The sequence below is a fragment of the Mangrovimonas spongiae genome, from assembly GCF_003944795.1.
GTDB classification, from domain to species: Bacteria; Bacteroidota; Bacteroidia; order Flavobacteriales; family Flavobacteriaceae; genus Mangrovimonas; species Mangrovimonas spongiae.
The window spans coordinates 22,155-42,926 of sequence record NZ_RWBG01000005.1; the positions used below are offsets into that span (position 1 = coordinate 22,155).

Consider the following 20,772-nt stretch of genomic DNA (forward strand, 5'->3'; position numbering starts at 1 on the left):
GTTTTCTAAGAAAAGATATATAAAAATAAAACCTCCAATTTGTATTGGAGGTTTTTATATTATAAGAGCATTTAGACTAGCCATGAATGGTTTCTTTTTTTCCTAAATCTTTCATAATATCAGCTTCGTAATCAAGAAGATTTTGCCATTTTTCATCTACATCTTCGCGATTTCCGTATTGTCTTGCAAAACCTAAAAACATGGTATAATGGTTGGCTTCGCTTACCATAAGTTTACGGTAAAACTCGGCCAATTCCTTATCTTCTAATTCTTCCGATAGTAGTCTAAAACGCTCGCAGCTTCTAGCTTCAATTAAAGCAGCATAAAGCAAGCGGTGAACTAATTGTGTAGTTCTGCTGCCACCTTTAGGAAAAAATTTATGTAAAGCAACAACATATTCGTCTTTTCTATCTCGTCCTAAAACCCAGCCACGTTCAATTATTTTATCATGAACCATTTTAAAATGACTAATCTCTTCTTTTACTAAAGCTGTCATTTCTGTAACTAATTCGGTATATTCTGGAAAAGAAACAATAAGAGAAATAGCTGTACTAGTTGCTTTTTGTTCGCAATAGGCATGGTCTGTAAGGATTTCCTCAATATTTTTTTCTACAATATTTACCCATCTTGGGTCTGTTGGAAGTTTTAATCCTAACATAATTACACGTTTTTTATAATGTTAAATTTTCCTTTAGAATCAATGATAAGTTGACAATTAATTTGATGTTTAGATTTAGGTTTTTGTAACAAAACGTCAACAATTAATTGATTGTTTTTTAATGATTTATATTGGTTTACCCAGAGACTTTTTAAAATATATTGATTAAAATCTTTGGGTAAGTTATCAATATGTTTACTAAATAATTGGTCGTTAATAACAGTCATAAACACTTCAGAATTATCTTTATAAACCGTTATTTCTCCAATGGCTTTTCTATAATGTGTCTTAAGGATTGTTTTGTTTTTTTTCTCAGTAATAACAACATGATTAACCATATCTGAATACGACTTAATATGCGCACGGTATCCGTTTGTTAACGTGGTGTCATTAACGTGTTCAGCATAGTTTTCGGGATAAAATGTTACCTGCTCAGAAAATGAACTAGGAAGGTTTTCTTTGATCAGATTTTCTGTGTAAGATTTTTGTGCTCGATGTCTACCATCACAATTAAAAAAACAAATAGCGACGATTAGTGCAATAAAGAAAGTGATAGTTGATTTCATAAAGTTAAATATCTAAACCAAACGTTTTTCGTAACACATCTATATTAGGGTTTTTTTCTTTAAGCTTTTCGTATTTTTCTTGGGTTGTGTAGGCGTATTTTTTTTCAATAACCTCGTTAACCGTTATAGAAAGCGATATATCGTAATTTTGAAGTGTTTTTCTAAGATAGTTAAGTAAATCGTATTGTTGGCGTTCTACTTCAACTTTGTTGGTATTGTTAGGAAACTCTAAATGAATTGTTGTACCGTCTAGTTTAGGCTCGTCTATAGATAGAATAGAGGCAAGATTAAATTGCCCTTTTTTCTCTATAATCGTTACAAAGTCTTTCCAAGTTTGTCGCAATTGTTCTTCCGTGAAAGGTTCTTTAGGAAGTTCCTCTTCATTAACAACAACATCCATTTGCCTAATTTCATGCTCCTTTTTTGCTTTTATGCTTTTTAACGATAAACCAGAGGTTGACTTTTTAGGAGCTGAGATATCTATTTTAGGTTTTGAAGCTTGTTGCTTTTGCTGTTTTACCTTAGTAAGGTTTTGGGTGTTAACATAAGCCGTCTTAGGTTCGGTTGTTACTTGTTTAGACTCTTCTTTGCTGTCCTCTTTTTGCTTAGTAGAAGGCTTACTAACAGGAATAGGTGTAATACCTTTTGCTTTAAAATAGCTTGGTGGAATTATGTAACGTTGGCTATTTTTTTTTTCTCCATCAAAAGTGATAGAGGAAAGTTGCATTAAACAAAGTTCAACAAGGAGTCGTTGATTTTTACTGGATTTATACTTTAAATCACACTCGTTGGCTAACTCGATAGCTTTTAATAAAAATGCTTGAGAACTTTTTTGCGATTGAATTTTATACTTCTCGGTAGTTTCTTCACCAACTTCAAGTAAATCAACTGTTTTAGGGTTTTTACAAACTAATAAGTCTCTAAAATGCGAGGCTAGGCCAGCGATATAATGATGACCATCAAATCCTTGCGCTAAAATGGTATTAAATTGCACTAATACATCTGGAATGTTATTTTCTAAAATAAAATCGGTACTTTTAAAATACGTTTCGTAATCAAGAACATTAAGGTTTTCTGTAACGGCTTGTCTGGTTAAATGTTTTCCAGAAAAACTAACTACACGATCGAAAATAGATAATGCATCACGCATGGCGCCATCTGCTTTTTGAGCAATAATATGTAGCGCATCGTCTTCGGCTTCAATTCCTTGTTCTTCGGCAATATATTTTAAATACTCTTTAGCATCTTTAACAGTTATTCGTTTAAAGTCGAATATTTGGCAACGTGACAAAATAGTTGGAATAATCTTATGCTTTTCAGTTGTTGCTAAAATAAAAATGCAGTGTTTTGGAGGCTCTTCTAAGGTTTTTAAAAACGCGTTAAAAGCGGCTTGGGATAACATGTGAACCTCATCAATAATATAAACTTTATATTTTCCTACTTGAGGTGGAATCCTGACTTGATCGGTTAGGTTACGAATATCGTCTACAGAGTTGTTGGAAGCGGCGTCCAATTCAAAAATATTGAAAGCAAAATCTTCATCGCCTTGATCTTGTCCATCGCTATTTATCATTTTTGCTAAAATACGCGCACAAGAGGTTTTACCAACACCTCTGGGCCCCGTAAATAATAGGGCTTGAGCTAGATGGTTGTTTTCAATAGCATTTTTTAATGTATTGGTAATGGCTTGTTGACCAACAACATCTTTAAATGTTTGTGGTCTGTACTTTCTAGCCGATACTACAAAATGTTCCATTGAAAATTGTTAAGCATAACAAAGTTAAAACTTTGCTTTAAATTTTGGAATTATGCTGCTAAAAATTAAAAGTAGTTATTAACAATTTGTGTACTTTTGCACCTAAGCAGATCGCCTTATCGCTGTGTTTACACAGAGGAAAGTCCGAACACCATAGTGCAGCATAGTGGTTAACAGCCATCAACCGTGAGGTTAGGAAAAGTGCAACAGAAAGTATGTACAGGTAATGCTGTAGTGAAATCAGGTAAACTCTATGCGGTGCAATGCCATGTATACCAACGTTTGAGTGCGGCACGTACGATTGTTGGAGGGTAGGCAGCTAGAGTGTATTGGCAACAATGCATTAAGATAAATGATAAGGGCTGTTTTTTGAACAGTACAGAATTCGGCTTATAGATCTGCTTTTTATTTTTCTTCGGGGTGTTCAAAAAAGCTAAAAACACTACCACCATAGCTCTTTGATTGGTTAAAATAGTCTAAATGTGATAAGTTGGTGTGTTTGGAGTGTTCTATAATAAGATATCCGTGTGGTTCTAATATATTATTTTTAAAAACTAATTCAGGGATTTTAGAAAAGGCTTCTAAATCAAAATCGTAAGGTGGGTCGGCAAAAATAATAGTGTGTTTGGTTTTGTAGTGTTCTAAAAACTTAAACACATCACTTTTTATGGTTTGAATAGGCATATCAAACTGCAATGCTGTTTGATTAATGTATTTTATACATCCGTAATGGCCATCTACAGCCGTAATTTGTGTGGTGCCTCTTGAGGCAAATTCATAACTTATATTTCCTGTTCCGGCAAAAAGATCTAAAACCGATAATTCATCAAAATAATAGTTGTTATTTAAGATGTTAAAAAAGGCTTCTTTAGCCATATCGGTTGTTGGGCGAACGGGTAATTGTTTTGGAGCTTGTAACTTCCTGCCTTTAAATTGTCCGGAAATAATTCTCATGAAAAACTATGGATTAAGGTAAAGTGGGAATGATTAGATTTAGGTTTTTTAATGTAATTATAATTATCCTTTCTATGCCCAAAAGAAACATGCCTTATGTATTTATAGACGATAGTATAAAGGTCATCATCTTTTGCAATGTTACCTAAAAGAATAAGGTTTATGTTTTCTGGGTTAAGAGCAAGTTGTTCTACAGTAAACAAGATGTAATAAATAAAATCTTCTTGAGTGTGGTATTCAAAAGTATTATAAAATTGAAGTTTTCCAGCGTTGACTACAATAATTTCAAAATGTGTTTCACCAACATTTACATACATATTATCTTCTTGAGATAGCGTGTCGTTTTTTAAAACCTGTTCTAAAAGTATGGTTGCATAATGTTTATAGGAAAAACTACCAAACCTATCGTAAATGTAATTGTTAATGTTAACGTAAGGCACATACACATTAACGCTATTGTTGGCATTAATGGTATCGTAAGCAATAAAATCGGATTTTAAAATTTTTGAATTAAACTTTAAATAATCGGCGAGGAGTTCTTTATTAAAAAATTCCTTTGGGACTAATGTGGCTAAATCGTTTATATAGATAACTGTTACCTTATTAAAGGTGTTATTTAATTCATCTATAGTATTAAAACAATGTTTTAACTTATCTAAAATTTGAATGGGAGTGGTTTTCTTTTCTAAAGTAATATGCTTTAAAAAAGTAATGGTTTGTGTGCTTTTGTTTAGTATACAAAAAGAAAGTCCATTCAAATTAATTTGAATGGACAAATCTTGGTTAGTTAAGTTAGTTGTATTATTCGCTATCGCCATAAGTTTTAGGCCAGTTCCCGTTTGTTTTTACTTCGGTCATCGATCCTACTTTAAGTTCATCGCCATTAACACCATCTACAGAAACGACTTCGTTTTCTTGTGCTAATAAGTCTTTATTTTGGTCGTGTAAGATAACAGATTTTTTAACACTTGCTTCAAAAACAGGAATTTTAACATCGTTTTCTTCAAGTAGTCCAGCTTCCATTTTAAATGTAGCGCCTTCTTCGGCTTCAGGTACATTCATCATGGTTTTATATCTTGTAGAAGACTTAAATAATGAGTCTCTAACAGGTACAAAGCCTAGAGTATCTATAATTAAAATATCTTTTGTCATTTCAACACCACCATAACGTTTGGTTAATTCTTCATCTATAACGGTAGAGTCTCTACGTTGTGTTATAGTATATTTTGCTGTATCAATAAACTTTACAAGACTTTCAAAATCATTAGCAAAAGTACCGGTTACTTCTTTATGGGCTAGTTGAGAATTTCTAATATCAACTAATTTTTCAATAACTTTAGCATAGCGCTTGTCTTTAACTTTGTTAAATTGTAAAGGCTCATAAATCGACATATACGTTTGGTATCCTAAAAAGATAATTAAGACCCAAAGTAAAATTTGTACAACTGGTTTTGCTTTAGAAGGCACAAATTTATCGATTACCCATACTAAACCAATAGTAAGTAAAATTACAGCAACAGCTATTAAGATGAATTTTAACATGATTTGTGTTATTAATATTAAATAGGTATTAGGCAAATCTACAATTTTTTTTTAATCGTAAAAACCAATAGCCCTAAAAATCATTCCTATATTTGAGAAAATTAAAACCCTAGAATTATTCTATGACCGCATCTGAATTCTATACACTTATAAAACAGCAGTTTCCATTTAAGCCAACCCAAACTCAAGATGTCGCACTTTTGCAGTTATCGGAATTTATTTTTAGTAGCGACCCAAAATCACTTTATTTATTAAAAGGGTATGCAGGAACGGGAAAAACAACCATTATTGGTACTATTGTAACCAATTTATGGAAAGCTAAAAAAAGTGCTGTGTTAATGGCACCAACAGGAAGAGCGGCAAAAGTAATTTCTAATTACTCTAAAAAAGAAGCGTTTACTATACACAAAAAAATATATTTCCCTAGAAAAGATAAAGGCGGTGGCGTAAAGTTTGTTTTGCAGCCTAATAAACATAAAGACACTATTTTTATTGTAGACGAAGCTTCTATGATTCCAGATACACCAGGAGAATCTAAATTGTTTGAAAATGGCTCTCTTTTAGACGATTTAATGCAATATGTGTATTCTGGGCATCGCTGTAAATTATTACTTATCGGCGATGTGGCACAGTTACCACCCGTTAAATTAGATTTAAGTCCCGCATTAAATGAGCATACCCTAGGCTTGAATTACAATAAAGACGTTAAAAAAATTGAATTAAATGAAGTGGTGCGTCAAGAACAAGATTCTGGGATACTTCAAAATGCAACTAATTTAAGAGAAGAACTACAAGACGACTTTTTTGAAAGCTTTAAGTTTCACTTAAATGGTTTTAAAGATATTGTTAGGCTAGTTGATGGTCATGAAATAATGGGAGCTATCGATGCGTCTTACAGCGAAAATGGTCATGAGGAGACGGCTATTATAGTGCGTAGTAACAAACGTGCTAACTTATACAATCAGCAAATAAGAAGTCGTATTCTATTTCGAGAAAACGAGTTAAGTACAGGTGATTTTTTAATGGTGGTTAAAAACAATTATTTTTGGATAAAACCAACCACCGAAGCCGGTTTTATAGCCAATGGCGACATTATTGAAATTTTAGAAATTTTTCATATAAAAGAACTTTACGGATTCAGGTTTGCCGAAGTAAAAGTTAAAATGGTCGATTACCCAAGAATGCGACCGTTTGAAACAGTATTACTTTTAGATACTATAGAGGCGCAAACCCCATCTTTACCATATGAAGATTCTAACAGACTCTATCAAGAAGTGATGAAAGATTATGAAAACGAGAGTAGTAATTACCGTAAATTCTTAAAAGTAAAAAACAATAAGTATTTCAACGCCTTACAAGTTAAGTTTTCTTACGCCATGACTTGCCATAAGTCGCAAGGGGGACAATGGAATACTATTTTTGTGGAGCAACCTTATTTGCCAGATGGCATTACAAAAGATTATTTACGTTGGCTTTATACAGCTGTAACAAGAGCCAAAGAAAAATTGTATCTTATTGGTTTTAAAGACGAGTTCTTTGAAACTTAAAAATAAACAAAGCAATGAATACAGAAACAATAATAAGCATTTGTTTTCTCAATAATAGTTCTGTATTTAATTTTCAAATTTTATAGAAAGATTAAACTTTCAAGACCTTAAAATCACTTTAAAAATTATATTTTTGAAAAAGTATAAAACTATCTTATGAAGATAATATCCATGATTCCGGCTAGGTACAGCGCGTCGCGTTTTCCAGCAAAACTTATGCAAGATTTAGCAGGTAAGTCGGTTATTTTAAGAACCTACGAAGCTACTGTAGCAACCAATTTGTTTGATGATGTATATGTTGTTACCGATAGCGATATTATTTTTAATGAAATCGTAAATCATGGTGGAAAAGCCATCATGAGCCAAAAAGAGCATCAATCGGGTAGTGATAGAATTGCCGAAGCTGTAGAAAACCTAGATGTGGATATTGTGGTTAACGTTCAAGGTGATGAGCCTTTTACAGAACAAGAAAGTTTAAAAAAAGTAATTGAAGTTTTTAAAGACGACCCTAATAAAGAGATTGATTTAGCATCGTTAATGGTAGAAATTACAGATTGGGATGAAATAACCAATCCTAATACCGTTAAGGTAATTGTAGACCAAGAAAATTTTGCACTATATTTTTCACGAAGCCCAATTCCATATCCACGCGATAAAGAGGCAGGAGCCAGGTATTTTAAACATAAAGGTATATATGCCTTTAGAAAGCAAGCTTTGTTAGACTTTTATAACTTGCCAATGCAGTTTATAGAAGCCACCGAAAAAATAGAGTGCATAAGATATTTAGAGTACGGCAAACGCATAAAAATGGTAGAAACAACTATACAAGGCGTAGAAGTTGATACACCAGAAGATTTGGAACGAGCCAGAAAACTATGGAAGTAGATTATAGCAACATAAAAGTAATAGGCTTTGATGCCGATGATACCCTTTGGGTAAACGAAACCTATTTTCGTGATGCCGAAATGCAATTTGCTCAAATGTTATCATCTTACGAAACCATTAATAAAATAGACCAAGAACTATTTAAAATGGAAATGAAAAACCTGCCAGTATATGGGTATGGTGTAAAAGGGTTTGTGTTATCTATGGTAGAAATGGCTATTGAATTATCAAATGGAGACGTGTCTAGTGATATTATTGAGAAAATTCTCAATTTGGGTAAAGACATGATCAATAAACCAGTAGAACTTTTAAATGATGTAGAGCACGTACTAGAAAAACTTTCTAAAAATTACCGATTAATTTTAGCCACAAAAGGCGATTTATTAGATCAAGAGAGAAAATTAGAAAAATCAGGTTTATTAAAATATTTCCATCATATTGAAGTTTTAAGTGATAAGCAGGAATCTAATTATAAAAAGCTTTTAAACCATTTGGATATAAACCCATCAGAATTTTTAATGGTAGGCAACTCATTAAAATCAGATGTGTTACCTTTAGTTAATATAGGGGCAAAAGCTATTCATGTTCCATTTCATACTACTTGGGCTCACGAAACAGTTCAAGAGAAAGACAAAAATGGAAAACAATATCAAACGATTACAACATTGCATGAGATGTTGTCGTTTTTTAACTAACTAAACAAAATTGATGAGTTACAAGAATTTTCCCATGATATCTCGAGTCGTTTTTGGACGCGGAAGTTTTAGTCAATTACATGATGTTTTACAACCAAAACGACTAAATGTTAGAGCACCGTTTATTTATATAGTAGATGATGTTTTTAAAGGGAATGCCTGGGTAACATCGAGAATTCCTTTATCCTACGACGATGAAATTCTATATATTTCTGCAGACGAAGAACCCAAAACATCTCAAGTTGATGCTCTAGTTGAACAAATTATTTTAAAATATAAAGAAAAGCCTTCTGGTATAATTGGTATAGGTGGCGGAACCATTTTGGATTTAGCTAAAGCGGTTGCAATTATGCTTACCAATCCTGGATCGGCCAAAGATTATCAAGGTTGGGATTTAGTTAAAAACCCAGCAGTTTATCATGTAGGCGTGCCAACAATATCTGGTACAGGAGCCGAAGTTTCTAGAACAACAGTTTTAACAGGACCGGATAAAAAATTAGGTATTAATTCAGATTATACACCTTTCGATCAAGTTTTATTAGATCCAGAATTAACAAAAGATGTTCCTAAGCAACAATGGTTTTATACAGGAATGGATTGCTATATTCACTGTATAGAGTCGCTTACAGGGACTTATCTAAATGCTTTTAGCCAAAGTTATGGTGAAAAAGCTTTCGAGCTATGTAAAGAAATATTTTTAGATAATAAATTGTCTGAAAAAGAATCTCAAGATAAATTAATGATGGCTTCTTGGCATGGCGGTATGAGTATTGCCTATTCTCAAGTAGGCGTAGCACATGCTATGAGTTATGGATTGGGGTATTTGCTAGGCACAAAACATGGCGTTGGAAACTGTATTGTGTTTGATCATCTTGAAGAGTTTTACCCTGAAGGTGTTACAATGTTTAAGGATATGAAAAAAGCTCACAATATTGAATTACCTCAAGGCCTTTGTAAAAATCTTTCAGATAAAGAGTTTAATACCATGATAGATGTGTCTTTAGGTATGGCACCGCTTTGGGAGAATGCCATTGGAAAAAATTGGGAAAAAACAATTACACGTGAAAAGCTTAGAGCACTTTACGAAAAAATGTAAAGATGCGTTGGTTAGCTAAATTTATTTATTTTAAACTCTTAGGTTGGAAAATTACTGGAAACACTAATTTTTCTAAGGATACAGTTAAAAAAGCCGTTTTAATAGCGGTTCCACATACTAGTTGGCACGACTTTTATATTGGAATTCTTTTAAGAAAAATTGTCGATATAAAAGTTAGTTTTATAGCTAAGCGCGAATTATTTATTGGACCTTTAGGTTGGTATTTAAAACGTGTAGGTGGTAGCCCGTTAGATAGGACTTCAGGGCAAAATAAAGTTGAAGCCATTGCTAAACTTTTTAACGAAAAAGACGAATTTAGGTTAGCCTTAGCACCAGAAGGCACAAGAAAAAAAGTGGCTAAGTGGAAAACAGGGTTTTATTACATTGCTAAATCGGCCAATGTGCCTATTATAATGTTTACTTTAGACTTTAAACAAAAACAAAATCACATTTCAGAACCATTTTACCCAACAAACGATATTGATGCCGATTTTGCTTTTATGCACCAGTTTTTTGAAGGCGTAAAAGGTAAATGCGCTAAATACTCCTAATATTTGGCATAAAATTTGCTAATTATTTAGTAGACAGGTGAATGAAACATAAAGTAAACAAAAAGATTTGTCCCTAAAAAGAAACATTTACTAACTTAAAATAATAAAAGAAGCTATTTATATTTAAGATAGTTTCTTTTATTCTTCTACATCAAAACTTTTCATTTCTTGTAATGGCTCTATAACATCGTAATCTTTCCATATTTCCGAGCTATACCGTTTTTCTGTTTTGTAATCTACTTTTTTCGCTTCTTTTAAGTTTTCATACTCAGTATTTGATAGCGTTTTTTGCGAAATAAATAACAACTCGGTTTTTTCTTTAAAAGTACCTTCAACATTAAAATCGAAAGCAAATTTATTACCTCTGTCGTCGTTTTCTATAAACTTAAATGGACGGTTTACATAAAAGTAGCGGTCTATATGTTCGCTAATATATCTTGGGTAATAATAGCCATCTTCTGCTTTTTTAAACATGACAGCTCCGTTTTTACCATTTTCAACATATTTAATACCTAACAGAAGTCTTAAATTAAACTTCTCACCAACGCGTCCTTTATAAAACTTGTAATCGGCTCTTAAAACAGCAAAACTTTCGTTAGAAATATACATGGTTCCTTCGTAATCTACAGAGCTTCTTTTAGGTTTAAATGTAATTATATAAACCATTTCGCTATCTAAAAAGGTTATGTCGGCTAGTTCGTATTCATATTTTCTGGTTTCATAAACAAAGTCTAACATACTAGATTTAGAAATGGCATGATTGTTTATTTTATCTAGCATAAGGGTTTTTATTATGCCAACAGAATTAATGGTGTCTTCCATTTTGTTGCCTTGCTCTTGTTCTTTTAAAGATACTGAGTCGGAGAGTTTAAACCAACCAGATTTTACGGTATAAATTTTATTTTTATCTAAATGATTAGAGACGAGATCTTTCCCCCTTTCAGCTAGTTTTTCAAGAGACTGGTCGTTTCTTTCATCTAAAAACCTAACCGCTTTATCAATTTTAAGTTTAGAGTTGTTATTGTCTTTAATCTTTAAATTTGCAATCAGATCGGTATATTGTTTAGAGCGGTTATTAAGTAAGGTGGTTTCTAAGGTATTAATATCTTTATTAATATTTTTTAGTTGTTTTCTTGAAAACCCTGTGGATTTGTCTATCTCGAAATCAATATTTTTACCTTGTATAAACTCGGTTCTACGGCTAAAAATATTATAATCTACCTGACTTGTGTTGTAGTTTTTAGAGATGTTTTGGTTAACATAGTACATAATAGAATCGACACTCAAGTTGCGGTTTGTTAAATACACTTCGCTTAATTCGTTAACTTGTTCTTTAAGAGTGTAATTTGAAGATGAGAAGTCTTTCACTAACAGGCCTAATTTTTCATAACCTAAGCAAGAAATTTTTACAGAATCTGTCTCTTTAAAATTAGTTGTATTAATGGAAAAATTACCTTCTTCATTAGTAATAACACCATAACCATCGCCAATTTGAACTGTTGCAAAAGGGATAGGTTCTTTGGAGTCGCTTAAAACTTTTCCAGATATTTCTTGGGCAAAACTAAAGATAGAACATAAGAAGGCTAAAAGAGGAAAGGCGTGTTTTAAGAATGTCATATGATGGTTTTTATTTAAGACGATTTACAGTAGATTTTGTTACAAAGTTGTTAATTAGTTTGACCTATGTTTTTGTTCAAACTGATGTAATAGCTTATTAGTTTGTTGTTGGAACTGGGTTTTAAAAAAAGGTGTCCAACCTATTAAAGTGCCTTTTAAACCTAGCGCTTGTTTTGACCATTTATAAAGGTTGAATGTATCGGTATGTGAAATTATTTTACCGTCTTGAAACATGAATTTAGCATTAACGGTATTGTGTATTTTACGTTTTGTTTTGCTGAATGTATAAAAAGCTTCCCAAGTAGCAGAGCTATTTGTAATGTTGTAAGCAGTTACCTTAAAGTCTTTATTTTTTTGTGATTGGCATAACATACGCCACATATTTTTTGCATGATGTCCTTTTAAGGTACCAAAAGCGGGATCTTTAAAAACAATATCGTCATGATAATAACTTACCATGGTTTCGGCATCTAGGTTATTGAAAGCTTTATAAAATGCGTTAATAGTGTTTTCCATATCTCTAAAAGTAAATAAAAAAAGGCTACAAAAAATTGTAGCCTCTATATTTTTATCACAGTTTTAACGAAATGTTAGTCTGTGGTTTCTTCCATGGTATGGTAAACGTTTTGTACATCGTCATCTTCTTCAATCTTTTCTAAAAGTTTTTCTACATCTTCTGCCTGTTCAGTAGTTAATTTTTTAGTAACCTGCGGAATACGCTCAAAACCAGAAGATAATATTTCAATATTATTTTCTTCTAAATATGCTTGTATTTTACCAAAGCTTTCAAAAGGAGCGTAAATCATTACGCTGTTTATTTCGTTGCCATCTTCATCTTCATCGGTATCTTCAAAAATTTCTTCAACACCAAAATCAATCAATTCAAGTTCAAGTTCTTCTAAATCTAAGTTTTCGCCTTTAACTTTAAAGTTGCAAGTATGGTCAAACATAAACGATACAGATCCTGAGGTGCCTAAACTACCATCACATTTATTAAAGTAGCTTCTTATATTAGCAACAGTTCTTGTATTATTATCGGTAGCTGTTTCTACTAAAATAGCAATGCCGTGTGGAGCGTAACCTTCAAAAAGGACTTCTTTATAGTCGCCTTGACTTTTATCGCTAGCGCGTTTTATGGCGCGTTCGATATTGTCTTTTGGCATGTTAACCGACTTGGCATTTTGAATAACGGCTCTTAAGCGAGCATTGGTGTCTGGGTCTGGACCGCCTTCTTTTACAGCCATTACAATATCTTTACCAATGCGTGTAAAGGCTTTGCTCATTGCTGCCCAACGCTTCATTTTTCTTGCTTTGCGAAATTCAAACGCTCTTCCCATATGTTATTTTAATTATGTTTTAAGTTTTGCCAAATTTACTAAAAATGCCGTGTAGAAAAAATTGTTATTCTTGTACTTCTACAATGGTTTCTATGGCTTCGGCTAATTTAAAGTCTTTTTTAGTTACGCCACCAGCACTGTGTGTTGATAATGAGATGCTTAATGTGTTGTAAATATTGGTCCAATTAGGATGATGGTTTAGGGCTTCGCATTCGAAAGCTATGCGGCTCATGGCACTAAAGCAATCTTTAAAATTATCGAATTCAAATTCTACATGAATGGCATTATTGCTGTATGTCCAGTCTGGAAAGCGTAACAGGTGTTTTTCTATATCTTGTTCGGAAAGTTTTAACATAATAATGGGTTTGTTTGTGGTTAATAAAGGTAACCATTTAAACAATTTATGCCAATTATAGGTGTAATTCTTTTAAAACATCCTTGCTTTCGGTAGCGAGGTGTTTAGGGAGTTTATTGTCTTTTGGTAATACGGCTAAAAACCTATCGTCGTTTGTTGTGTACACTTGTTTGTATGTAGGGTGATAGTTGCCAAGAGACTTAACAACATCTTTTATAAAATCGTTATGGTGTACTAAATCATCGCTGCCTAAATGATAGATTCCAGTTTTATTTCGGTTTATAATGTAATGTATTTGTTGCGTAACTTTTTTATCGCTAGTAACATTAATGACTAGATTTGGAAAAATTTCGATAGACTCATTATCAGTCAACTGTTGTTTTATTTCTAGAATTCTAGGAGACTGTGCACCAAAAACCATAGGTAATCTTACAATAGCATACTGTTTTTTGGGTAAACGCATAAACATATCTTCAATTTTTATTTTGAAGTGTCCATAAACACTATGGCTTAACGTTTTGTCGTTTTCGTAGCTAGGGAATTGACTGTAAGCATCGAAGACATTAGCCGATGATAGAAATATAACCTTGATGGTTTTGTGCGATTTTAAATACTCGAATACATGGCGATGTGCTATAACTTGAGCCGAAAAATCACCACGCAAAGCAGAAATAATAATAGTTGGTTGGGTAGCTTCTATAATTTCTATAACATCGTCTTCTTCGACATTATATTGAAAGTAATGTTGATTTTTTTCAAAATCTTTATTGGAAACTCTGTAAGTGCCAAACGTATTAAAATAGGAGCAGAGTTCTTTATAAATAGCTTGACCTAAAAAACCGCTTGCTCCTAATATTAAGATTCTATGTTTGCTATTACTCTCCTTCATTAATCATTCTACAAAGCTATTATCCTTTATAAAAAGGCAACTTGACAATGGTTGCAGGAATAGCTTTTTTACGTACTTGTATATTTATGTTGGTGCCAACTTTAGATAATGCTGTTGGTACATAGCCTAACCCAATGCCTTTTCCTAAACTTGGCGACATGGTTCCAGAGGTTACTTGTCCTATAGTTTCTCCTTCATCATTAACAATATTGTAGCCTTGTCGTGGGATACCACGTTCATCAAGTTCGAAAGCAATTAACTTGCGTTCTGACCCACGGTTTTTTTCTTCCTCTAGTGCTTTAGAATTAGTGAATTCTTTGGTGAATTTTGTAATCCATCCTAATTTAGCTTCTATAGGCGATGTGGTATCGTTAATATCATTTCCGTAAAGGCAAAAGCCCATTTCTAAACGTAGCGTGTCGCGTGCAGCTAAACCAATTGGTTTGGCACCTGCTTCGATAACTTTATCCCAAATTTGCTTTACTTCGCTGTTTTTACAGTAAATTTCGAAACCACCACTTCCAGTATATCCAGTAGCAGAGATAATCACGTGTTCTATTCCTGCAAAATCGCCAACAACAAAGTTGTAGAATTTTATATCGGATAAATCGTGTGAGCTTAAACTTTGCATAGCTTCTACAGCTTTAGGCCCTTGAATGGCAAGTAAGGAATAGTCTTCGCTAATATCTCTCATTTCGGCATTGACATCGTTTTTAGATTGCAACCAATTCCAATCTTTTTCAATATTACTGGCGTTTACAACTAAAAGGTATGTTTCTTCTTTTATGCGATAAATAATTAAATCGTCTACAATACCACCGTCATCATTAGGCATGCAACTATATTGTGCTTTGCCTATGGTAAGTTTTGAGGCATCGTTACTACATGTTTTTTGAATTAAGGCTAATGCGTTTGGTCCTTCAATTAAGAATTCTCCCATATGGGAAACATCAAAAACGCCAACCGATTGTCTTACGGTTTCGTGTTCTATATTGACACCTTCGTATTGTACAGGCATATTATACCCTGCAAATGGTACCATTTTAGCGCCTAATTCTATATGTGTTTCGGTAAGTGCTGTGTTTTTCATTGTATTGTTATGTTAGTTTCGCAAAAGTAATTAAAATAATATGGAAAATTTTAGAGTATAGCCAAGAACCACTATAAATATATGTTAATATAAATGTTCTTGAGAGACGTTAATATAATATGGGGAAAAATAAATTGATGCAAGAATCTGCTGAAAGGGCAATTAATTTACCTAAAGTAAATGAGTTATTTTATACAGGTTATATTTTTAACTGTAAATTAATGTAATTAACAGTTTAATGTATTTATGGTAATTTTAAGGTTAAAGTGTCTTTACATTCGTGTTGTTATTTTGGGGAAACAAAAAATAAATAACACAATGAACAACATTTACAAATTATCTTTAGGACTTTTTGGTCTTCTGTCAGTGGTATCATGTAATAATGATGATGACAACAACAACGCTAACAATCAAAAACAGGATCAAGTAAAATTAGAATCTCATTCACAGACGCCTGTATTCTTAGAATTAACGTCTGACTTTTCAGATGTAAATATTTATAATCTATTAACTTCTGAGGATCAATTAGTAGATACACCAGAATTTGTTTATGGCTCAATGGCTGATGGTGCTGGACTTATGAGAAATGGAGATGATACATTTACTTTAATCAATAATATTGAAGCAGATTATTCTATAGCTAGAATTACATTAGACAAAACATTTAAACCAGTTGCAGGAGAATATATTTTAAATGCTAGTGCATCAGCATCAACAGCACAATGTTCAGGTTCTTTAATTACACCAGAGGAACATGGTTTTGGCCCTATATACCTTTCAGGAGGAGAATGGGGAGGCGCTTCAAAAGGTGTTTTTGCTACAGATCCTTTTAAAGGTGCTGGATCTGCTTCTGTTGCATCTTTATTACCTGCTTTAGGGCAATGGTCTACCGAAAACGCCGTAGCTATAGGTAAAGATGCTTACCCAAACCAAACTGTAGTTTTTATAGGTGATGACCATTCTGATAATACTGTACCTTCTGGACAATTAGGTATGTATGTTGGAGCCAAAGGCGACTTAAATGGAGGCCAATTATACGGTTTAAGAGTAACAGATCCTTCTGTTGAGTTTGAAATGGATATGAATGAAGGGCAATCTTACCCAATGGAATTTGTGCAGTTAGACGAAACACAAATAGATCTTTTAGATGCCGAGTGTAAAGATAAAGGCGTTATGGGGTTCTCTAGATTAGAGGATATTGACTGGAGAAGAGGTTCTGCTGAAAATAATAGAGAAATTTACTTTTGTGTAACAGGACGTAGTAAACCAGACTTAGCTGGAAAAGGATCGTTTTATGGACGTGTGTATAAAGTAACATTAAATCCTAACGACCCTACTGCTGCAGGAACAATTACTTGTGTTTTAGATGGTGATAACCTAACTGGTATAGCAAAAGATTTTCATAGTCCAGATAATATAGTAGTTACCGAAAACTATGCTTATATTCAAGAGGATCCTAACGGTTATTTTGACACGGCTGATAAAACACATTATGCAAGACTGTATCAATACAATTTAAATACAGGTGAGTTAAAAACTGTATTAGAGTGTGACCAAGTAGCTGCAGAAGCTCAGGGGTATGGTACTTCGGCTTCAACATGGGAAATTACAGGTATGATAGATGTATCTGATATAATTGGTAAAGACAATACGTTTTTAGTAATGACACAAAACCATGGCTGGGAACCAGCCGACGGATCAGCATTTACAGATCCTAATGCTAATCCTGCAGCCGATAGCAGAAAAGAAGGAAGTATGCTATATATTGTAGAAGGACTTGAAAGATAATAAAATGCACACTTTCCAGGTTAAAATAAAAAAGGCACACTATTTAGTGTGTCTTTTACTCGTTTTAATGAGTTGTAAAAAAAGCGTAGAGCCAGTTTCTAAATCGCCTGTAAATGAACTAGAAAAAACATATCTCGCCAATTTAGATAGCAGTATTGTTTATTTGGATAGCTTAAAAAAGTCATCAACTAAATTAGAATTACTTAAATTTTATAAAAAATCAAGGAAACAGTTTAAGCTAGCTGAACCTATTTTAGCATTTACAGATAAAGAAAATTATAAAACATTAAATGGTCCTAATATTTTAAAAGTTGAAGAGGAAGATGCTACCGATATAAAAATAAAGAACCCCTTTGGTTACCAGGTGATTGAAGAGCTTATTTTTGAAGATTCAATACCTTTAAATAAACTACATAGCACTGCGTCTAAAACCGCTAATCGTCTTAAACTAATAAAATCAAATACGGTACTTCGGTTAAAAGATTATCATGTACTTTGGATTATACGTGATGAAATTGCACGTATTGCATTAACAGGAATTACGGGGTTCGATTCTCCTGCATTAGGACAATCATTGGAAGAAGCTGTTATAAATTACAATGCTCTTGAGCATATTATAAAAACGTATAAAGCAAACTTTAAATCAGAAGACTTATTTAAAACCGTTATTTCCGAATTTCAGAATTCAAAGAAAATGCTTCAATCAGGAGAGTTTAACTCCTTTAACAGATATCTTTTTATAAAAGAGCATACACATAAGCAGTTAGCATTATTACAAGATATTAAAGCAGATTGGACCATTGAGTTTCCTTTAGAATTAGCTTTTAATAATAACATGACCTCCTTATTTTCTAAGGAAACTTTTAATATGGATTTTTATGCTGATTATGTTGAGGTAGATAGCTTAATAACTGCTAAAAGAAGTCTCGGAAAAACGCTTTTTAACGATGTTCGTTTATCGAGTGATAATAGTATGAGTTGCGCAACGTGTCATAATAAAGATAAAGCTTTTACCGATGGCTTAAGAGTATTTCCAAAACAACTTAGAAACACACCAACATTAACTTATGCGGCATTTCAGCAAAGCTTTTTCTACGATGGTAGAACAGGAAATTTAGAAGGCCAAGTTGTAGATGTTGTTAATAACAATAACGAATTTCATTCTACTTTAAAGAGTATGGAAAAAATTGTATCGGAAGATTCGACCTATGTGGCTAAATTTAATGACATATATAAAAAGGGAGTTACCCAGCGTAATGTACGAAATGCGATTGCTGTATATGTTCGTAGTTTAGGCGATTTTAGTTCAAAATTTGATAAGAATATAAACAGATTAGAGCAAACACTTACCCAAAGTGAAATAAACGGCTTTAATCTTTTTATGGGTAAAGCACAATGTGCTACGTGTCATTTTGCACCGGTATTTAATGGAACCGTACCTCCTAATTTTACTGAAAGTGAATTTGAGTTGTTAGGAGTACCAAAAGACACCATTACTAATGTGGTTGATACTGATTTTGGACGGTATAACGTGTTTAAAACAGAAGAACGAAAACACTTTTTTAAAACCCCAACGGTGCGTAATATTTCTAAAACAGCACCGTACATGCATAATGGTATTTATACAACACTACAACAAGTAATGACATTTTATAACGATGGTGGAGCAGCAGGACTAGGAATAGATATAGAAAACCAAACACTTCCAACAGATGCATTAAATTTATCCAATACTGAAATAGAGGATATTATTGCATTTATGCATACACTAGAAGATGAATCTTAATAGAAACAAAAGAGGAGAGCATTACGAGTTCTCCTCTATATCACTTATGTGATATTCTAAGGCTTTTACAGAAATTTGAATTTCAATTATAAGAAGTAAAAGCGAAATAATTAATAGCACTAACGCAATACCAAAAATCCAAACAGCAAAATCATGCTGTTCTATATATTTTGAGTGTAAATTCCTAACAACTGCTGCATAGGCCAAAAACCTATTTGTATAAGCCAACATAATTAAAGAAATAGCTGAAAATAATAGGGCAGGAGTTGTTAATGTTAATTGTTGCATGATTTTTTTTGTAAAGTTACCACCAAACTACAAAACATTTTTGAGTATGTCCTTTAGAATCTTTTATCCAAACCATAGGTGAGCGTTTTTGTTCCAATAATAGTTTTAGTTGTGGTTTAAATTCTGAAAACGTTAACCAATTAATTTGAACATCAACTTCAGAAAGCCAATTTAGTTTTTCAGGAATGAAAAACTTACAGTTTTGTAGTGTTTTTATTTCCTCGAAGGTGTAGTAATACCCTACAATACAATTAGGGTTTATAAGTTTAAAGTTATGATTGTTTAAATGGTATGGAATAAATAACTGTGCTTTAAAATGGACACGTTGTAGTATGTGGTTAACATTTAGACCTATTTGTTTTAGGACGCTTTGTGTTTCATTTTTATAGAGTAGTGGAAGTTGTTTTGTTGTTAGTTTATCAATTTTTTCTGTAAGGCTATCTTTCCGGTTTGGACCAATCCAACAATCAATTTCAGAAGTTCCAACAGTAGGATCATACAAATAAAACTTATACACAATCTCTACATGATAAGGTGTGTTATGTTTTAATAGTAAACAATCAAGTTCGCCTATGGTGCGTTTCTCTTGATAGATAATAATATTTTCCTCAATAATTTTTATCGAATCATCTTGCTGTAATTGGTGCGAGACCAAACGCTCAACCCATTTTCCAAGTCGGATGTTTTTATCTATTTTTTCTTGAAAAGGGATTTGTGTTTTAGCAATACTAAATTGTTGTAACCCATTTATAGGATTATCTAACCAAAGTAAAGGTGTATTTACAAAACCAATAAAATAGCGTTGCTGTTTTGTCATGCTTTAAAATATACGTTGTGTATGAAATTAATCAAATAATAATAACATTTGATGGTTAGGGTTGCTATGCGAATTGGAAATCTTAAAGTTATATTCACCAACAATTTTAAAGCCAGCTTTTTTGTAAAAGGCAATGGCTCTATGGTTTTCAACCCAAGTAAATAACCAGAGACCATTTTGGTTTAAACGTTTGGTTTCTTTAACAGCATGATTAAAGAGCTTTAGCCCTAATTTTAAATGCTGAAACTCTTCTAATAAATATAAGCGCTCTAATTTAGTTACATGACTATGTGAAATATTATTTTGCGTAGCATTGGGAACAATTTTGTAATATCCAATAGGCTGCTTGTTGTAGTATAAAATCCAAAAGTGGTTTGTGTTATCTTTTACTTCTGAAAGAAAAACATCAATATTTAAATGAGAGGACACATAATGTGCAATATCTTGTTTTGAAGCACTGTGCCCATGTGATTGTAAAAATGTTTTAGTACCCAATTTTGATAGCAATTGGGCTTCTTTTATTGTTGCTTTTTCTATGGTTACCATAGTAGCAAA

22 protein-coding genes and 1 other RNA gene are annotated in these 20,772 nt (G+C 32.7%); 8 read left to right on the forward strand and 15 right to left on the reverse strand.

The features are described from left to right. Nucleotides 1–76: 76 nt before the first annotated feature. From miaE to EJA19_RS10760, 3 genes are read right to left on the reverse strand one after another with little or no spacing between them, the layout of a single operon-like run. Nucleotides 77–658, reverse strand: coding sequence for a tRNA-(ms[2]io[6]A)-hydroxylase (gene miaE, locus EJA19_RS10750; RefSeq protein WP_125468379.1), 582 nt, complete (start codon nt 656–658; stop codon nt 77–79). A 2-nt stretch (nt 659–660) separates the two neighbouring features. Continuing rightward, nucleotides 661–1,224, reverse strand: a complete 564-nt coding sequence (locus EJA19_RS10755) for a hypothetical protein (RefSeq protein WP_125468380.1) — start codon at nt 1,222–1,224, stop codon at nt 661–663. Nucleotides 1,225–1,228: 4 nt separating this feature from the next. Continuing rightward, nucleotides 1,229–2,980 carry a DNA polymerase III subunit gamma/tau gene (locus tag EJA19_RS10760; RefSeq protein ID WP_125468381.1) on the reverse strand — a complete coding sequence of 584 codons (1,752 nt, stop codon included), beginning with the start codon at nt 2,978–2,980 and terminating at the stop codon, nt 1,229–1,231. A gap of 103 nt (nt 2,981–3,083) precedes the next feature. Between EJA19_RS10760 and rnpB the strand changes: the two genes are divergently transcribed. Next, nucleotides 3,084–3,389: RNase P RNA component class A (gene rnpB / locus EJA19_RS10765), an RNA gene on the forward strand. Here rnpB and EJA19_RS10770 read toward each other — a convergent pair. Genes EJA19_RS10770 through EJA19_RS10780 form a run of 3 tightly spaced genes read right to left on the reverse strand, consistent with a single transcriptional unit; the run spans nt 3,386 to nt 5,476 of the window. Further along, nucleotides 3,386–3,934: an RsmD family RNA methyltransferase gene (locus EJA19_RS10770; RefSeq protein WP_125468382.1), complete on the reverse strand. Its 549-nt coding sequence runs from the start codon at nt 3,932–3,934 to the stop codon at nt 3,386–3,388. The two genes, rnpB and EJA19_RS10770, sit on opposite strands and share 4 nt — an antisense overlap. Beyond that, entirely contained in the window at nt 3,931–4,752 is an 822-nt protein-coding gene (locus EJA19_RS10775) for a DUF3822 family protein (RefSeq protein WP_125468383.1), read from the reverse strand. Before EJA19_RS10775 ends, EJA19_RS10770 begins: the two co-directional genes overlap by 4 nt. Further along, a complete protein-coding gene (locus EJA19_RS10780; RefSeq protein ID WP_125468384.1) occupies nt 4,736–5,476 on the reverse strand; it encodes a hypothetical protein in 741 nt (246 codons plus the stop codon). Before EJA19_RS10780 ends, EJA19_RS10775 begins: the two co-directional genes overlap by 17 nt. A gap of 122 nt (nt 5,477–5,598) precedes the next feature. Here EJA19_RS10780 and EJA19_RS10785 point away from each other — a divergent pair, with 122 nt between their 5' ends. The 5 genes from EJA19_RS10785 to EJA19_RS10805 all read left to right on the forward strand — a co-directional run bounded on the left by EJA19_RS10785 (nt 5,599) and on the right by EJA19_RS10805 (nt 10,250). Next, nucleotides 5,599–7,023 (forward strand): ATP-dependent DNA helicase, encoded by a 1,425-nt coding sequence (locus tag EJA19_RS10785; RefSeq protein ID WP_125468385.1) that lies wholly within the window; start codon nt 5,599–5,601, stop codon nt 7,021–7,023. 156 nt (nt 7,024–7,179) lie between these two features. Beyond that, complete coding sequence (kdsB, locus tag EJA19_RS10790; RefSeq protein ID WP_125468386.1) at nt 7,180–7,908, forward strand: 3-deoxy-manno-octulosonate cytidylyltransferase; 729 nt, start codon at nt 7,180–7,182, stop codon at nt 7,906–7,908. After that, nucleotides 7,899–8,603 carry an HAD family hydrolase gene (locus EJA19_RS10795; RefSeq protein ID WP_125468387.1) on the forward strand — a complete coding sequence of 235 codons (705 nt, stop codon included), beginning with the start codon at nt 7,899–7,901 and terminating at the stop codon, nt 8,601–8,603. Before kdsB ends, EJA19_RS10795 begins: the two co-directional genes overlap by 10 nt. Before the next feature lie 34 nt (nt 8,604–8,637). Continuing rightward, the gene (locus EJA19_RS10800; RefSeq protein WP_125468609.1) at nt 8,638–9,699 is read left to right on the forward strand and encodes an iron-containing alcohol dehydrogenase family protein; all 1,062 of its coding nucleotides are present in this window, start codon (nt 8,638–8,640) and stop codon (nt 9,697–9,699) included. A 2-nt stretch (nt 9,700–9,701) separates the two neighbouring features. Then, on the forward strand, nt 9,702–10,250 hold the full coding sequence (locus tag EJA19_RS10805) for a 1-acyl-sn-glycerol-3-phosphate acyltransferase (protein ID WP_125468388.1): 549 nt from the start codon (nt 9,702–9,704) through the stop codon (nt 10,248–10,250). A gap of 138 nt (nt 10,251–10,388) precedes the next feature. Here the strand turns inward: EJA19_RS10805 and EJA19_RS10810 are convergent, their stop codons facing one another. The 6 genes from EJA19_RS10810 to gcvT all read right to left on the reverse strand — a co-directional run bounded on the left by EJA19_RS10810 (nt 10,389) and on the right by gcvT (nt 15,538). After that, on the reverse strand, nt 10,389–11,867 hold the full coding sequence (locus EJA19_RS10810; RefSeq protein WP_125468389.1) for a carboxypeptidase-like regulatory domain-containing protein: 1,479 nt from the start codon (nt 11,865–11,867) through the stop codon (nt 10,389–10,391). 54 nt (nt 11,868–11,921) lie between these two features. After that, complete coding sequence (locus EJA19_RS10815) at nt 11,922–12,383, reverse strand: nuclear transport factor 2 family protein (protein WP_125468390.1); 462 nt, start codon at nt 12,381–12,383, stop codon at nt 11,922–11,924. Nucleotides 12,384–12,457: 74 nt separating this feature from the next. After that, on the reverse strand, nt 12,458–13,204 hold the full coding sequence (locus tag EJA19_RS10820) for a YebC/PmpR family DNA-binding transcriptional regulator (RefSeq protein ID WP_125468391.1): 747 nt from the start codon (nt 13,202–13,204) through the stop codon (nt 12,458–12,460). A 64-nt stretch (nt 13,205–13,268) separates the two neighbouring features. Continuing rightward, on the reverse strand, nt 13,269–13,559 hold the full coding sequence (locus tag EJA19_RS10825; protein WP_125468392.1) for a 4a-hydroxytetrahydrobiopterin dehydratase: 291 nt from the start codon (nt 13,557–13,559) through the stop codon (nt 13,269–13,271). Between the two features lie 55 nt (nt 13,560–13,614). Next, nucleotides 13,615–14,448: an NAD-dependent epimerase/dehydratase family protein gene (locus EJA19_RS10830; protein WP_125468393.1), complete on the reverse strand. Its 834-nt coding sequence runs from the start codon at nt 14,446–14,448 to the stop codon at nt 13,615–13,617. A 19-nt stretch (nt 14,449–14,467) separates the two neighbouring features. Continuing rightward, nucleotides 14,468–15,538, reverse strand: coding sequence for a glycine cleavage system aminomethyltransferase GcvT (gcvT, locus tag EJA19_RS10835; RefSeq protein WP_125468394.1), 1,071 nt, complete (start codon nt 15,536–15,538; stop codon nt 14,468–14,470). 318 nt (nt 15,539–15,856) lie between these two features. Between gcvT and EJA19_RS10840 the strand changes: the two genes are divergently transcribed. Together EJA19_RS10840 and EJA19_RS10845 are read left to right on the forward strand one after the other, a co-directional pair. Continuing rightward, nucleotides 15,857–17,326 (forward strand): PhoX family protein, encoded by a 1,470-nt coding sequence (locus tag EJA19_RS10840; RefSeq protein ID WP_125468395.1) that lies wholly within the window; start codon nt 15,857–15,859, stop codon nt 17,324–17,326. 67 nt (nt 17,327–17,393) lie between these two features. Next, a complete protein-coding gene (locus tag EJA19_RS10845) occupies nt 17,394–19,112 on the forward strand; it encodes a cytochrome-c peroxidase (protein WP_240640278.1) in 1,719 nt (572 codons plus the stop codon). Between the two features lie 21 nt (nt 19,113–19,133). Here the strand turns inward: EJA19_RS10845 and EJA19_RS10850 are convergent, their stop codons facing one another. The 3 genes from EJA19_RS10850 to EJA19_RS10860 are packed head-to-tail and all read right to left on the reverse strand — an operon-like array spanning nt 19,134 to nt 20,763. Beyond that, nucleotides 19,134–19,400: a DUF2721 domain-containing protein gene (locus EJA19_RS10850; RefSeq protein WP_125468397.1), complete on the reverse strand. Its 267-nt coding sequence runs from the start codon at nt 19,398–19,400 to the stop codon at nt 19,134–19,136. Between the two features lie 16 nt (nt 19,401–19,416). Continuing rightward, nucleotides 19,417–20,217, reverse strand: a complete 801-nt coding sequence (locus EJA19_RS10855) for a DUF1853 family protein (protein WP_125468398.1) — start codon at nt 20,215–20,217, stop codon at nt 19,417–19,419. A gap of 27 nt (nt 20,218–20,244) precedes the next feature. Next, nucleotides 20,245–20,763, reverse strand: a complete 519-nt coding sequence (locus EJA19_RS10860; protein ID WP_125468399.1) for a GNAT family N-acetyltransferase — start codon at nt 20,761–20,763, stop codon at nt 20,245–20,247. Nucleotides 20,764–20,772: the final 9 nt, after the last annotated feature.

What these genes read in the sequence shown, in the direction of transcription:
- miaE (WP_125468379.1), bottom strand. Translation starts at nt 658, where the DNA reads ATGTTAGGATTAAAACTTCCAACAGACCCAAGATGGGTAAATATTGTA.
- EJA19_RS10755 (WP_125468380.1), bottom strand. Translation starts at nt 1,224, where the DNA reads ATGAAATCAACTATCACTTTCTTTATTGCACTAATCGTCGCTATTTGT.
- EJA19_RS10760 (WP_125468381.1), bottom strand. Translation starts at nt 2,980, where the DNA reads ATGGAACATTTTGTAGTATCGGCTAGAAAGTACAGACCACAAACATTT.
- EJA19_RS10770 (WP_125468382.1), bottom strand. Translation starts at nt 3,934, where the DNA reads ATGAGAATTATTTCCGGACAATTTAAAGGCAGGAAGTTACAAGCTCCA.
- EJA19_RS10775 (WP_125468383.1), bottom strand. Translation starts at nt 4,752, where the DNA reads ATGGCGATAGCGAATAATACAACTAACTTAACTAACCAAGATTTGTCC.
- EJA19_RS10780 (WP_125468384.1), bottom strand. Translation starts at nt 5,476, where the DNA reads ATGTTAAAATTCATCTTAATAGCTGTTGCTGTAATTTTACTTACTATT.
- EJA19_RS10785 (WP_125468385.1), top strand. Translation starts at nt 5,599, where the DNA reads ATGACCGCATCTGAATTCTATACACTTATAAAACAGCAGTTTCCATTT.
- kdsB (WP_125468386.1), top strand. Translation starts at nt 7,180, where the DNA reads ATGAAGATAATATCCATGATTCCGGCTAGGTACAGCGCGTCGCGTTTT.
- EJA19_RS10795 (WP_125468387.1), top strand. Translation starts at nt 7,899, where the DNA reads ATGGAAGTAGATTATAGCAACATAAAAGTAATAGGCTTTGATGCCGAT.
- EJA19_RS10800 (WP_125468609.1), top strand. Translation starts at nt 8,638, where the DNA reads ATGATATCTCGAGTCGTTTTTGGACGCGGAAGTTTTAGTCAATTACAT.
- EJA19_RS10805 (WP_125468388.1), top strand. Translation starts at nt 9,702, where the DNA reads ATGCGTTGGTTAGCTAAATTTATTTATTTTAAACTCTTAGGTTGGAAA.
- EJA19_RS10810 (WP_125468389.1), bottom strand. Translation starts at nt 11,867, where the DNA reads ATGACATTCTTAAAACACGCCTTTCCTCTTTTAGCCTTCTTATGTTCT.
- EJA19_RS10815 (WP_125468390.1), bottom strand. Translation starts at nt 12,383, where the DNA reads ATGGAAAACACTATTAACGCATTTTATAAAGCTTTCAATAACCTAGAT.
- EJA19_RS10820 (WP_125468391.1), bottom strand. Translation starts at nt 13,204, where the DNA reads ATGGGAAGAGCGTTTGAATTTCGCAAAGCAAGAAAAATGAAGCGTTGG.
- EJA19_RS10825 (WP_125468392.1), bottom strand. Translation starts at nt 13,559, where the DNA reads ATGTTAAAACTTTCCGAACAAGATATAGAAAAACACCTGTTACGCTTT.
- EJA19_RS10830 (WP_125468393.1), bottom strand. Translation starts at nt 14,448, where the DNA reads ATGAAGGAGAGTAATAGCAAACATAGAATCTTAATATTAGGAGCAAGC.
- gcvT (WP_125468394.1), bottom strand. Translation starts at nt 15,538, where the DNA reads ATGAAAAACACAGCACTTACCGAAACACATATAGAATTAGGCGCTAAA.
- EJA19_RS10840 (WP_125468395.1), top strand. Translation starts at nt 15,857, where the DNA reads ATGAACAACATTTACAAATTATCTTTAGGACTTTTTGGTCTTCTGTCA.
- EJA19_RS10845 (WP_240640278.1), top strand. Translation starts at nt 17,394, where the DNA reads ATGAGTTGTAAAAAAAGCGTAGAGCCAGTTTCTAAATCGCCTGTAAAT.
- EJA19_RS10850 (WP_125468397.1), bottom strand. Translation starts at nt 19,400, where the DNA reads ATGCAACAATTAACATTAACAACTCCTGCCCTATTATTTTCAGCTATT.
- EJA19_RS10855 (WP_125468398.1), bottom strand. Translation starts at nt 20,217, where the DNA reads ATGACAAAACAGCAACGCTATTTTATTGGTTTTGTAAATACACCTTTA.
- EJA19_RS10860 (WP_125468399.1), bottom strand. Translation starts at nt 20,763, where the DNA reads ATGGTAACCATAGAAAAAGCAACAATAAAAGAAGCCCAATTGCTATCA.